This window comes from Rickettsiella endosymbiont of Litargus connexus, from assembly GCF_964277335.1.
GTDB classification, from domain to species: Bacteria; Pseudomonadota; Gammaproteobacteria; order Diplorickettsiales; family Diplorickettsiaceae; genus Aquirickettsiella; species Aquirickettsiella isopodorum.
In genome coordinates, this window is the sequence record NZ_OZ195516.1 from 1,168,243 (window position 1) to 1,181,649 (window position 13,407).

At 36.2% G+C, this 13,407-nt stretch carries 11 protein-coding genes; 6 read left to right on the plus strand and 5 right to left on the minus strand.

Annotated elements, in window-relative coordinates; all coding sequences use genetic code 11:
- Nucleotides 1-217: 217 nt before the first annotated feature.
- Nucleotides 218-5,074, minus strand: coding sequence for an NAD-glutamate dehydrogenase (locus ACICP9_RS05115; RefSeq protein ID WP_395497291.1), 4,857 nt, complete (start codon nt 5,072-5,074; stop codon nt 218-220).
- Between the two features lie 168 nt (nt 5,075-5,242).
- Between ACICP9_RS05115 and ubiG the strand changes: the two genes are divergently transcribed.
- From ubiG to ACICP9_RS05130, 3 genes are all read left to right on the plus strand, one after another.
- The gene (gene ubiG / locus ACICP9_RS05120; protein WP_395497293.1) at nt 5,243-5,947 is read left to right on the plus strand and encodes a bifunctional 2-polyprenyl-6-hydroxyphenol methylase/3-demethylubiquinol 3-O-methyltransferase UbiG; all 705 of its coding nucleotides are present in this window, start codon (nt 5,243-5,245) and stop codon (nt 5,945-5,947) included.
- 3 nt (nt 5,948-5,950) lie between these two features.
- Nucleotides 5,951-6,646: an HAD-IA family hydrolase gene (locus ACICP9_RS05125; RefSeq protein ID WP_395497294.1), complete on the plus strand. Its 696-nt coding sequence runs from the start codon at nt 5,951-5,953 to the stop codon at nt 6,644-6,646.
- A gap of 1,226 nt (nt 6,647-7,872) precedes the next feature.
- Nucleotides 7,873-9,237, plus strand: a complete 1,365-nt coding sequence (locus tag ACICP9_RS05130) for a glycoside hydrolase family 30 beta sandwich domain-containing protein (protein WP_395497296.1) — start codon at nt 7,873-7,875, stop codon at nt 9,235-9,237.
- A 246-nt stretch (nt 9,238-9,483) separates the two neighbouring features.
- Here ACICP9_RS05130 and ACICP9_RS05135 read toward each other — a convergent pair whose 3' ends face one another.
- Both ACICP9_RS05135 and ACICP9_RS05140 read right to left on the minus strand, forming a co-directional pair.
- Entirely contained in the window at nt 9,484-9,615 is a 132-nt protein-coding gene (locus ACICP9_RS05135) for a hypothetical protein (RefSeq protein WP_395497298.1), read from the minus strand.
- Nucleotides 9,616-9,675: 60 nt separating this feature from the next.
- A complete protein-coding gene (locus ACICP9_RS05140; RefSeq protein ID WP_395497300.1) occupies nt 9,676-9,873 on the minus strand; it encodes a hypothetical protein in 198 nt (65 codons plus the stop codon).
- 265 nt (nt 9,874-10,138) lie between these two features.
- Here ACICP9_RS05140 and ACICP9_RS05145 point away from each other — a divergent pair, with 265 nt between their 5' ends.
- The gene (locus tag ACICP9_RS05145; RefSeq protein ID WP_395497302.1) at nt 10,139-10,528 is read left to right on the plus strand and encodes an acyl-CoA thioesterase; all 390 of its coding nucleotides are present in this window, start codon (nt 10,139-10,141) and stop codon (nt 10,526-10,528) included.
- A gap of 12 nt (nt 10,529-10,540) precedes the next feature.
- Here the strand turns inward: ACICP9_RS05145 and minE are convergent, their stop codons facing one another.
- Both minE and minD read right to left on the minus strand, forming a co-directional pair.
- Nucleotides 10,541-10,819, minus strand: a complete 279-nt coding sequence (gene minE, locus ACICP9_RS05150) for a cell division topological specificity factor MinE (protein ID WP_071662631.1) — start codon at nt 10,817-10,819, stop codon at nt 10,541-10,543.
- Nucleotides 10,816-11,640, minus strand: a complete 825-nt coding sequence (minD, locus tag ACICP9_RS05155) for a septum site-determining protein MinD (protein ID WP_395497304.1) — start codon at nt 11,638-11,640, stop codon at nt 10,816-10,818. Before minD ends, minE begins: the two co-directional genes overlap by 4 nt.
- A 356-nt stretch (nt 11,641-11,996) precedes the next feature.
- On the opposite strand from minD, the gene recO reads away from it, so the two are divergent.
- Nucleotides 11,997-12,707, plus strand: a complete 711-nt coding sequence (gene recO, locus ACICP9_RS05160; RefSeq protein ID WP_395497306.1) for a DNA repair protein RecO — start codon at nt 11,997-11,999, stop codon at nt 12,705-12,707.
- A 325-nt stretch (nt 12,708-13,032) separates the two neighbouring features.
- On the plus strand, nt 13,033-13,374 hold the full coding sequence (locus ACICP9_RS05165) for a glycine zipper 2TM domain-containing protein (protein WP_395497308.1): 342 nt from the start codon (nt 13,033-13,035) through the stop codon (nt 13,372-13,374).
- Nucleotides 13,375-13,407 lie beyond the last annotated feature (33 nt).

The following is a 13,407-nucleotide window of genomic DNA, read 5'->3' on the forward strand; positions in this document are numbered from 1 at the left end:
TTTTTGTTGTAAGAATTCACACAAGGTAAATTATATTACCATTTTAAACATATGAAAAGTATTTTAAAATAAAAAGTTTTTCAGAAATTGAATTTAGAATAATTATTAAATTTTATTATTTAATTTAAATTTTTGATATTTATATTTAGAATGGATAATAATTTTTTAATTAAAAAATAGTTGGGAAAAAAAATATTTAAGTAACCAATTAGCTAATCTAGTTTATTACTTTAGAGACATTAGAGGCGTCAACCATACTGACCAATTCTCGAATAACCACTGAAAACATCATTAATTTCAATTCACCTGTACTACGTAAGTCAGCTAAGAATTGCTCCCAGCGCTTAATAAAACCTTGATTGTCTGTCTCCCATTGTTCCAAGCAGATTTCATTATTAACCTGTTTATCAATAACACAGTGTAAAATAACAACCGTCAAATGCCGTTGTTGTGTATCGAGATCATTCAATAAGATCACTCTCGCTAAATTATCCCATAAAGTTTCAATTATTATCTTCATAATCTGGGATCGCAACCAAGTAAATCCAAATCTTTCACCCACCATGAAATACAGCCCCGCTACATCTTGCAAGGCCAAATTATTTTTCTGCGCCGCATCAATAATGTCTAACAAAGCATATTCATGATCCACATTAGCAATACGCTTAGCTATATCTTCCGATATACCGGCTTCGATAAATCCCTGAATATTTCTTTCCCAGTACTCTCGTTCTTCTCCAACAAGTAAATTGGGTAAATTTTTACTCAGTGTAACTATCGATTGCCTAAATCGATCGACCATCCCTAAAATATCGGTTAATTGATCTTTATAATTATAGATAAACCATCGTGTTGCACGTCTTATTAAGCGATTAAACTGACGCATAATTGCGTAACGAGTGGCCGGTGTAACATCATCACTTAGATTTTCTGCTAACCCAAGCAACTCAGAGAAACCGAACACATGGTGTGCAACAGCATATGCGCGTGCAATAGAGGCAATATCTGCACCAATTTCTGTTTTTAAACGAAACACAAAGGTAATGCCCATATCATTTACCATGGCATTACTAATCTTGGTTGCGATAATTTCGCGACGTAAACTATGTTGCTGCATAAATTTAGAAAAACGACCGCGCAAGAGTTTTGGAAATGCAGACTCCAAAACACGTTTTAAATAATCTTCTTCTAAAGAATGCATTTCCAGTAATTCCGCTTTTACCCACATTTTGGTATAGGCAAGTAATACTGCAATTTCGGGACTCGTTAATCCTTTACCCAATGCTTTCCTTTCCAATAAAGCCTTCTCATCGGGTAGAAATTCTAAAGAACGATCTAATTTACCGTGCCGCTCTAATTCTTGGATATAACGGCGATGAAATTCTAATTCTTGCTGGGCATGCATCGCCGCTAAACTAATGGTACGTGTTTGACAATAGTTATCGTAAAGAACGAGTTTAGCAATCTCATCGGTCATTTCTGCTAATAACGAATTACGCTGATCAAAAGTCATTTCACCCGCAGCCACCACTGCGTTCAACAAAATCTTACAATTAACCTCATGATCCGAACAATCTACACCCGCCGAATTATCAATAAAGTCGGTATAAATTAATCCGCCATTCAAAGCATACTCAACACGACCTAATTGTGTTAAACCCAGATTACCTCCTTCCGCAACAATACGACAGCGTAATTCTTTGGCATCAATACGTAAATTATCGTTAGTTCTATCACCGACATCTGCATTTCTTTCACTGGATGCCTTAACGTAAGTACCAATACCTCCATTCCATAATAAATCTACATTGGCTTTTAATATGGTACGAATTAATCCGTCTGGTGCAATAGAATCTTGATTGATATCTAATAGTTTCTTAATTTCACTAGACAATACAATAGATTTCTGGGAGCGTAGAAAAACCCCACCACCTTTAGAAATTAAACTGGCGCTATAATCTTTCCAAGTAGAGCGCGGTAAATTAAATAAACGTTTTCGCTCTTGAAAACTTTTTTCCGAATCTGGATTAGGATCGATAAATATATGTATGTGATTAAATGCTGCGACAAGCTTAATATGATGAGAGAGCAGCATCCCATTACCAAAAACATCACCTGACATATCACCAATGCCCACAACGGTAAAATCATCTTTATCAGGATTTAAACCTAATGCTCTACAATGCCTTCTAACAGACTCCCATGCCCCTCGAGCGGTAATCCCCATTTTTTTATGGTCATAACCAACGCTACCACCCGAAGCAAATGCATCTCCTAACCAAAAGTTATATTCCGCCGCGATGGCATTAGCAATATCTGAAAAACTTGCCGTGCCTTTATCCGCAGCAACGACTAAATAAGGATCTTCTTCATCGTATCGCACCACATCTTTAGGATGTATGACAACATTATTTTGTAAATTATCGGTTAAATCCAATAAACCTCGCATAAAAGTTTGATAACAGCGTATTACTTCGTTCATCACTGCTTCACGATCCGTATTTTCTGGTAATTGTTTACAAACAAAGCCCCCTTTGGCACCTGCAGGAACTATCACTGCATTTTTTACCTGCTGAGCTTTCATTAAACCTAATATTTCTGTACGAAAATCTTCTCTTCGATCCGACCAACGAATGCCGCCACGGGCCACCTTCGCAGCCCTTAAATGAACCGCCTCAACACGAGGAGAATACACAAAAATTTCATACATTGGTCTTGGCAATGGTAAATCCATAATTTGACTAGGATTTAACTTAAGTGCTAGCCAAGGTTTAGGTTTATTTTGATGATCGGTTTGATAATAATTAGTTCGCAAAGTAGCTCGAACGACTTCAAATAAGTTTCGCAAAATGCGATCTTCATCTAGGCTAACGACTGCATCCAATGCGGACTGTAAACTTTTTTCTAGACTAGCCGTTACACTTCCGGATTCATCTTGTCGACTCGGATCAAAATAATATTTAAATAATTTAATTAAAATTTTAGCAATACCTGCATTTCGCGATACCACCGTCTCAACATAAGCTTGACTAAATGGCACACCGATTTGACGAAGATATTTCGTATAAGCTCTTAATATAGAAACTTCACGCCAAGTTAATTGGCCAGCCAATATTAAGCGATTAAAGCCATCATTTTCGACTTCGCCAGACCATATCTTGCTAAACGCTTCTTGAAAAATTTCTTTTACCTGTGAAACATCTACGTCGTCAATATGGACGGGTTTTACACCGAAATCATTAATCCAAATACGATGCCCATCCGGTAAGGTAATTTCTTGTGGCCATTCGTCCATAACGCATAGCCCCATATTTTCTAGCACTGGCAAGGCATCAGACAAAATGATGGGCTTGCCTGCCTGAAATAATTTAAATCTTAACGGAACACCCTTTTCATTCGTCGATGGATAAAAATTCATTTCCAAAGGATGTTCTGAAGAGATTCTTTCTAATTGTTCAATATCATGTACGGCTATATTTGCGGAAAATGTATCTCGATATCCGCTAGGAAAAGCATACATATATTTTTGCAATAGGCGCGCGCCTTCTTGTTCACCGTAATATTCAATCAAAGCTTGGCGCAATTCTTCTTTCCAAGAACGGGCGACTTCAGTCAGTTGCGCCTCAATTTTTTTAACATCATAGATTAAATCTTTCTTGGGATCAGTTCGAATTAAAAAATGGATACGTGCTAGATTAGAATCTCCAAATAATGTCGAAAAGCCAATTTCAATACCCGAGAATTCACGCACCAAGATTTTTTCCATCTGGCGTTGTAGTTCAGTATTTAATTGCTCTTTCGGCAAATAAACTAAACAAGAAATAAAGCGTCGATAATTATCTTGTCTAACGAATAGATGGACTGTTCTTTGCTCTTGGATATGTAAAATACCTAAAGCGAGTTGGGTTAACTCTTTGACTGAAGCTTGGAATAAGTCGTCTCGCGGTAAACTAGAGAGAATATCTAATAACGCTTTTCCAGCGTGGCCTTTTAAAGGTAGATTTGAATTTTGTAAAATTAATTGTATCTTACGTCGTATTAATGGGATGCTGCGTGGATCGCTATGATAAACTGTTGAAGTATAAAGGCCAATAAAACGTCTTTCTCCAATTAATTCTCCCTGCTCATTAAAACGTTTAACGCCAATATAATCAGCATAAACAGAACGATGCACTCTGGATTTACTATTAGTTTTAGAAATAACAAGTACTTGGGGGGAGAAAGCTAAACGACGTGCTTCAGGCGGTAATTCAGTTAAAGGTTTCTCTTCTTTGCTTCTGGTTTCATCTCTTAAAACACCTAAACCTGATTTTTTGACCATGCGCAGTGTCTTATGATCTTTGCTCAAATCGTAATCGCGACTGCCTAAAAAAGTAAAATGATCATTCAACAACCAAGCCAAAAAATCTTTAGACTCCGCAACATCTTCTGGATCATAAGGAGGGGAATTTTGTTCTAGTTCTTTCAAGCAACTTTGCATTCTGGATCGCATTTCTGGCCAGTCGTTTACAACTAAACTAACCTGTTCTAATACCTTTTCCAGTTTTTTAGCTAATTTATTGAGAGTTTCAGTATTCGCCTCTTTATCAATTTCTAAGTAAATTAAGGCTTCAGTTTGTTTGTCTGCTATTGCGTCATAAGGTAAAACCTCTATTACTTTTCCCTGTTTATCACGGCGTAATTTTATATTACCGAAATGAATATTGAAAAAAATATTAAACCCTTGCCGATTGATCTCCATTCGAGTGGAATCGACTAAGAAAGGCTTATCTTCAGCAACAATTTGAACAATACTATACTTGCTTTCCCAACCCTCTTTTTCAAGACTAGGATTATAAATATGAATCTTTGCTTCGCCAGGCAAACGTCGGTAAACCAGACCCCAATGGGCAGCAAGCGCTGCTCCTAAATTTTCTGCGGAGCGGCTTTTTAATGTTTCTAAATCAGTATGGGTATAATATTGCTTGGCAAAAGCAGTAAATAACTGAGATTGTTCTTTTGGAATTTTTTGTAGTGCAAATCTTAAAATCTTATCTATGATCGATTTATAAACACGGTTAGTAAGGTTGTTCATATTGAGCTATAAAGATTGAGTGATAACAAATTCCCCATACAAGTTGGCAAGCTATCCTAAATTCCTACACTCCTGTTTATAACCAATAGACACATTATGAGGGGTCAAGTAAACTAGCTCATTGTAATACGCTCCTTGCAAAAAACCAATGAAAACAATCTAATTTTTATGTCAGCTATTAATAGCGATTCAGCAGAAATCAGAAAATTTACACTTATGGCTGAGCAATGGTGGGATGCTGAAGGCCTATGCAAACCCTTACATGCCATCAACCCCCTACGCTTAGAGTTTATACACGCACAACACGCTTTACAAGGTCAAAAAATAATCGATATCGGTTGTGGCGGAGGAATATTGTCCGAAGCAATGGCTAAAATAGGCGCTCAAGTCACCGGTATTGATAAAAGTAATGACCTTATAACCGTTGCAAAAAAGCATGCTATCGAAAATCAGCTCTCGATAAAATATTTCCTTACTGATGCAGAATCATTCGCTAAAACTCATAGCCAGTCCTTTGATGTCGTATGCTGCATGGAACTATTGGAACATGTTCCTGACCCTTGCTCGCTCATACAGGCCTGTAGCAACCTGGCTAAGCCAGGCGCTAGTATTTTTTTTTCTACTATAAACCGTAATCCACGTGCCTATTTATTCGCAATTATCGGTGCGGAGTATTTATTAAAACTCTTACCTCGAGGAACACATGATTATAGAAAATTTATCCGCCCCTCTGAGTTAGCTACGGCAGCACGGCAAGCTAATTTGATCCTGCAAAAATTCCAAGGCATCCACTACAATCCCCTAAGCCAACATTATGCCTTAGGAAAAGATATCCAAGTCAATTATCTTGCTGCCTTTAGGAAACGGTCTTAAGTCATGCCATATTCAACATTAAAACATGCAAAAATAAATGGAATACTTTTTGACCTCGACGGAACCTTACTAGATACTGCGGCTGACTTAGCGGCTGCTCTCAATCAAATTTTAAAATCACAACACGTAAAACCTTTATCCATAGATGAAGTTCGACCTGCTATATCTTCCGGAGTAGCGGGTTTACTAAATCTAGGATTACGGGTCACAGTAAAAGATCCCACTTTTCCTGTTTTGCGCACCCAATTTCTTGATTATTACCACCAACATATTTGCGTGCATACTCATTTATTTCCAGGCGTAGAAAATTTAATTAATTACTTGCAAGAAGAAAAATGGCCATGGGGCATCGTTACTAATAAATCTACTCTTTTAACTAAGCATTTAATAAAGAAGTTTCGACTACTTAGTAAAGCTAAATGTATTATTGCCGGAGATACGCTTCAATATAGTAAACCTCATCCTCAGCCTTTATTACATGCCTGCAAATGCATTGCTTGCCTTCCGGAAAATTGTGTCTATGTGGGTGATGCTAAGCGTGATATTGAAGCCGCTAATGCGGCCGGCATGTATAGCTTTATCGCACTTTATGGATATATCAGCGATAAAGAAGATATGAATAGTTGGAATGCAAGCGCAAGTATCGCTTCTCCTCTTGATATTATTAACTATCTAAAACAAACCCAATCAACTATTTAATTCTATTTTTTGATTATATATTATTAAGATTTAAAAGGACTTTCTAATGACAAAGGCGAAGGAGATAATTGAATCCGCTTAACCTCTGGAGAAAAACTTTCACCCAAAACACTGCTCTTTCTCTTTTTTGCTGCACTTAAAACAGGAAAAAAGTCGATAATTCTCCGGATATTATTAAAACTGATATTTCAGCAAAAAAGGACTTTATCAACATGTGTAAAGAAAGCAATTGTCCCCATTGATTCAGGTAACGTAACAGATAACAATTTAGATAACATATCAGATAACAAACAGGTAACGAATAAAACTATAGATAACAAAACAGATAACATTCAGATAACACATATAAAACATGTAGATAACATTAAAGATAGCAAATTAGATAACTGTTCGGATAACGTTTTAGATAACATAGAAAATACCGTTTTCCTTACTGATAGCATTAGAAAGTTAAGCGGAATACAAAAAAAAATATTCTTTTATGTTATCGATTTATGTTCTTATCGAGGTCAGTTGCAATCTAATCCAATACTGACTAATGACTTAGCAGATGCAAATTGTTCTTTTGGCAGTGCAAAAACATCTTTAATTCGTTAATAAACAAAAAATTAATAATAAGAAAAAAAGATGGAATGCAATAAACCATCTTTTAAAGGAAGAATAAATAAAGCTAGAATAGCTAACAATTAGGCTTTCATCGTTCAACAATTTATAGAAAAATTGAACGTCGTAGTAATCGATTAGGATATAGGTCATTTCTCACGACCAGAAGTTGGCTTTGAGTCTAAAAAGGGGAGATTAAAGTTAGATAACGGTTACTTAATACAGTTCGGTAAGAAAACGAGAACGAATTCTATCTCTAAAAATTTAAAACTCATTTTGGCGTAAGCTTAAATACTTGGCGCGAAACTCCTGGAATCTACAAAATTTTCACACACCCTGTTAGATAAAGGGTATATACCCATTAAAGATCTCGAAAATCTATACATTTGCCAAGTTCAAGGAATTAAATACCTTCGGCTAGCAGAACCACCCCTGATTTTGAAAAAAGGCCGACATGAGAATATGTAAAACTCTGGGTTCAGCCCCCAAAGCTTAGCATGAAAATTCTGATCAAAATGCGTTTTCTCATAAGCATGGAAAAATAAGTACTAGATAATATAAGCGTTAATTTTTTATGTTATTAGTATAATAAACTAATATTTTTTATAAAATTGAGGTTTTATATGACACAAACTATAAAAATTGATTACTTAGAAACACATCAAACTATCGAAGGATTTGGTTGCTTTGGTGGGCGTGAAATCCCTTTTTTTCGAGATGAAAAACGTGAGGATATCATGAAAGCTTTATTCCAGGACTTGCAATTGTCTATTGTAAGAACAGAAGTTCACCCAAATTTTTCAACTAAACCCGGCGAAAGAAATTTTGATATGCAAGCTAATTTAGATATCCCTCCCAATGACCCTTATTTTGATAATCCTGATCAAGATGAAGTAGAACGTCGATCCCAACTTTGGGTGTTAAAAAATGCCAAACAACAAAACCCTCATATAAAAATAGTGCCTAGTGTTTGGAGTCCGCCCTATTATATGAAAACAGTTTTCAAAAAATTATCTAAAAACTATTATACTGAATTTGCTAATTTTTTAGCTGATTATATTGAAGCCTATGAAGAAGCAGGACTGTCCATTTTTGCCATGTCTCCCCAAAATGAGCCAGAAAACATCATCTCTCCGTGGGACGTTTGTCTTTGGCTTCCTTCTGATACCGCTTCCTTTGTCAAAAAACATATGAAACCCATTTTTAAGCAACGCAATTTAGAGACAAAAGTCATGGTAGGCGAATCAGCTAATTGGGGATTCAATAGCATCATGCTCAATTTAGTTTCTTGGTTTATAAAAGATAAAAAAAATATTGATATCTTGGCGAGTCATGCTTATTCATTACCAAATTTAAAAGGAGAGGTAGTTTATGATACGAATCCAGTTGGTCAATTACCATCCGGGTATCAATCTGCTTGGATTACTGAATCTTGCGGCACACCTCAATTCGATCCTAGTATGAAAGAAGGTTTGCAAGCAGCAATTAATTTACATAAATTTTTAGCGGTAAAAAATGTTAATGCCTATATTTTTTGGCTAGGAATGTATGGAGGTAAAAGTAATCAAGCATTAATTTCTTCAGATGGTATAGGTAGCTATCAGTTAACCAAAGTCTACGATGTTATGGGTAATTATTCTAGATATGTTAAAGAAGGCTATCGTCGTATTACAACGAATAGTTCGCAGCTTGCTTCTACGCTTTATGTCTCTGCTTTTAAGGCTGAAAGTGAAAAATTAACAATCATAACAATTAACGAAAGCGATAATGAGGTTCCTATTTCTATTCAACTAGAACAAGCTCCGCCTTCGATACAAACATTAATCCCTTATAGAACTCCTGAGGAGATAGGAGTGCGCTGGCAAGAAGAAGAAGCCATTCATACTTTAGATGGAGCATTCAAATCTACGTTGTTTCCTCATTCAGTGACAACATTCACTTCATCAAATACTGAAGAACAGAGTAAAATAATATCTATAAGCTTATAAAAATTCGATTCACTTTACTCATGCTGGGTCATAAGATGAGAGGACTTAAAAAAAACTAGACTACCTCTTGTAATCTTGAAGGGAATTATCAATCAGAATTTAAAGAGATAGTTTTTTTTATATAGTAACGAAAGACTTAAAAGAAAATAAAGTAGGTAGTAGCTGTGTAGTGGTTCAAACTTAATGTGAAAGTTACCCGTTTATTCGGTCGTGCTTACTGTCACATTAAGTAACCATTACATATTATCAGTATTCCATAAAGCTAGAATGGCCGATGGATTGGAAATGTTTATGAAAATCTTGTTTAGATTTGATTTGCACGCGATCTAACATACAATTATAAATCTCGATGGGTTTGATATCAAAACTTTCTGGCATCTCATTCATTAAAACAAAAAGCGCTGTACTAAAAAACCATTTTATATGCTTAATTTGAACTTAAGGGAGGGTTGAAATTTTTTTAAATTTCTCCAATTCTTTAAAATGATAACCGAAAAGCCCTTTTTCATTATCTTCATCTTCTAATTTCATCAGATTTTTTATTTTCTTTTTCGGTTCTGTTAAATTTTCATTATGCTCTTTTTTAGTTTCTTGATCTAAAATAGCTTCTTCGTCCTCCTTCTTTAACTCTTCCAAATCTTCCTCTAGTTTAAACAGTAACTCGCTAAATCGATCCTGAAACCATAGTTTCTTCATCGGAGTGACCTAATTCTTCGGTGATATTTGTACCATCGTCATAATTTTTTAAACGTTTTGAAGTAAAAATGAGGCTGTTAATTTTATCATTAAAACTTTGAAAAACGCAGAGGGCTATTTAAAGATGGAAAAGCTATATTAATATAAAAAATCCAATTAAGAATTTTTTGCTATACTTAAACTCCTGATTCTACCGAGTATAGAGATGACTACTAATTTGCTAGAACCTACCTTACGTGTAAAAACTAGACCTAATGATGCCAATAAAGCCGGCGATATTTTTGGAGGATGGTTGATGTCACAAATCGATATTGCTGGAGCTATTGCCGCTGCACAGCGTGCAAAGGGAGCTGTTGTTACTGTTGCTGTCAAGGAATTAAAATTCTTACAGCCTTTGTTTATCTATGATATTGCCAGTTTTTATACCAAAGTTTCTGCCGTAGGGAAAACTTCAGTCACCATTGAGGTGGAAGTCTATGCAGAACGTTACCAAGAGGGTGTGAGTTCATCAAAAAAAATTAAGGTTTCAGAAGCAAGTCTAGTGTATGTAGCCGTATCAAAACCCGGAGAAAAACGTTTAATTCCTGTGAAATAAATAAGGAAATATCTAAGCGCCACTGCCTACTGTTATTTCTGCATTAGGTAGCGTTATATTTAATTCTAATATTGAACAGTTTCCCGTTCGTTCCAGTTCAACTTTTACTTGATCTTGATCGATATCAACATACTTAGCAATAACTTCAATCAATTCCTGTTGTAATTTTGGTAAAAAGTCGGAGTTATTCTCTGTTCTACGCTCATGAGAAACAATAATTTGCAAACGCTCTTTAGCAAGCGTTGCCGTATTTTTAGGTTTATTTCTAAAAATATAATTTAACAAGCTCATGTTGCTATCTCCTCACGACCAAAGAGACGACGTAACAAACCTTTCTTCTCTAGTTTAGTAAATTTAAAAGGTATTTCTTCACCTAATAAACGAGAAACAGCATCTGCATAAGCTTGATGTGCATCGCTTTCTCCATTCAACGTCACTGGAACACCTGCATTAGAAGCGCGTAATACTGCTTGCGACTCTGGAATAACACTCAATAAAGGGATAGATAATATATCCAATACATCATCCACACTGAGCATATCACCTCTTTCTACTCGTGTTAATGAATATCGTGTTAGCAGTAAATGTTGTTTAACCGGATCAAGACCTAGTTCAGCTCGTCGAGATTTACTATCTAAGATTCCTAGCATTCTATCAGAATCTCTGACCGAGGAAATTTCCGGGTTACTGACAATTATAGCGGTATCAGCAAAATACATTGCTAATGTTGCGCCACGTTCTATTCCGGCGGGTGAATCACAAAGAATATAATCAAAATCTTTTTTGAGTTCTTCTAAAATTTTTTCCACGCCTTCTTTGGTCAAGGCATCTTTGTCACGGGTTTGTGAGGCAGGTAGAATATAAAGATTCTCAAGTCTTTTATCTTTAATTAAGGCTTGTTTAATATTTGCTTCACCGCGAATCACGTTAACAAAATCAAAAACAACACGCCTCTCGCAGCCCATAATCAGATCGAGATTACGCAAACCAATATCAAAATCAATAACGACTGTTTTAAATCCACGAAATGCAAGGCCTGCCGCCATTGCAGCACTACTTGTCGTTTTACCGACACCACCCTTTCCCGATGTAATAACAATAATTTCAGCCAAGGGTTGCTCCTATTATCAATTTAAAGAATGTTGTCACGATCATTTTCAGCTAAGATTATTTTTTAGATTCGGTTGTTGGCATTGCTTAGTAAGTGGTCATCCCTATATATTGATGAACGCACTGTTAAAACACCTATATAGGCTAATATTACTGGATTTCCATAAGAAGTGGAAGTTTTCTTACACAAAAGATTAAAGTTTATTTTTTGTGTAAGAAAAATACAAGACGGGTTTTGGCAAGTACCAAGACCCTATAGCAATCTGTGTCTATAAGCTAGAGGATTGCAAATTGAGCCGCAACACAGACAAAAATTCAAGTACATAGAGTCTATTCATTATTTTTATCTTTTAGTCCCATGTTAAGCACCGACCCACTGCAAGCTGCCTATATTTTACACACCCGACCTTATCGAGACACTAGTTTATTAATAGACGCATTCACCGTCTCGCAAGGCAGAATCAACCTAATTGCAAAAGGCGCGCGTGGAGTACGCGGGAAAAAATCACGCTTCAAAGGATCACTACAAGCCTTTGTGCCATTGCTACTTTCTTGGCGCGGAAAAACTGATCTCATGAATTTACTCAATGCAGAACCTAATCCTATTCTTCTTCCTCATTTAACAGGTAAGCTTTTAGTATGCGGTCTTTATCTCAATGAACTATTAATCCGTTTACTTTACCGCTACGATCCTTATCCGCAGTTATTCCAAGCTTATCAAACAGCGCTGTGTAGCTTACCTGACAATCCCGCTCTTGCTTTACGTTTATTTGAAAAAAAATTATTAGCTGAGTTGGGTTATGCCTTATATTTGAATAAAGATAGTTTAACTAATCAAGCTCTTTTACCCCATCAATCTTATCAATTTATTCCGAGTCAAGGTTTGGTTGTTTGCTTAAATAACTCACTACCTAAACAATCCATTTTTTCTGGCGCCTCTCTTTTAGCGATGCATCATGAATCATGGGATACACCCACCCATTTATTAGATGCAAAACGTTTATTTCGTCTTGCTCTAAACTATCTCCTCGAAGGCAAAGCTATTCGTAGTCGTGAGTTATTAGTATAATAAAATAGCTAAATCGAACTCACAAAGATATTTGTTAATTATTGGCAAGAATAAGCTGGTTTTAAGGGATTAAAATATACATTGACGGGCAGAGTGACATCTAATAATATCAGCTTTTAATAAGTTTAAATGACTATTCAAACTATTTACTTAAACATTACACTAGAATAATATCCAACCTCTACGGGTTCATATGAAGTTTCACATTCATTGCTTACTATCTATCCTAGCCCTATCGTTTTTAACAGGTTGTGCATCTTCACTATCGCCTAACGTTTACACCACAACTAGCGCCGGGCAAGTCCACCGCGTTGTTAGGGGCGTAGTGAGAAGCAGTCGCGTTGTAAAGGTAACTGGAGACAGTGAACTGGGTGTGGGAGGCATAGCAGGTGGTGCACTAGGTGCTATTGCAGGTTCCGAAATAGGTGGCGGAAGAGGTAGTTTAGCAAGCGGTATCGGCGGCGCCCTATTAGGTGGTCTTGCGGGCAACCAAATACAAAAAGGGCTTTCAACACAAACGGGTGTTGAATATGTCGTTAAACTCAGAAATAATTCTTTAATTTCTGTCGTACAAGCATCGATGCCAACTTTTAATCGCGGACAACATGTATTAGTACAATATGGCGCAGGTGGCCGCCCACGCATCATCGCTGACGCTGATTACTAGCATGTCAATAAAATTATTTAATACTGATTTAGA

Coding starts and splice junctions, on each gene's coding strand:
- ubiG (WP_395497293.1), top strand. CDS start 5,243: ATGTCAGCTATTAATAGCGATTCAGCAGAAATCAGAAAATTTACACTT.
- minE (WP_071662631.1), bottom strand. CDS start 10,819: ATGAGCTTGTTAAATTATATTTTTAGAAATAAACCTAAAAATACGGCA.
- ACICP9_RS05115 (WP_395497291.1), bottom strand. CDS start 5,074: ATGAACAACCTTACTAACCGTGTTTATAAATCGATCATAGATAAGATT.
- ACICP9_RS05125 (WP_395497294.1), top strand. CDS start 5,951: ATGCCATATTCAACATTAAAACATGCAAAAATAAATGGAATACTTTTT.
- recO (WP_395497306.1), top strand. CDS start 11,997: ATGTTAAGCACCGACCCACTGCAAGCTGCCTATATTTTACACACCCGA.
- ACICP9_RS05135 (WP_395497298.1), bottom strand. CDS start 9,615: ATGCCAGAAAGTTTTGATATCAAACCCATCGAGATTTATAATTGTATG.
- ACICP9_RS05145 (WP_395497302.1), top strand. CDS start 10,139: ATGACTACTAATTTGCTAGAACCTACCTTACGTGTAAAAACTAGACCT.
- ACICP9_RS05130 (WP_395497296.1), top strand. CDS start 7,873: ATGACACAAACTATAAAAATTGATTACTTAGAAACACATCAAACTATC.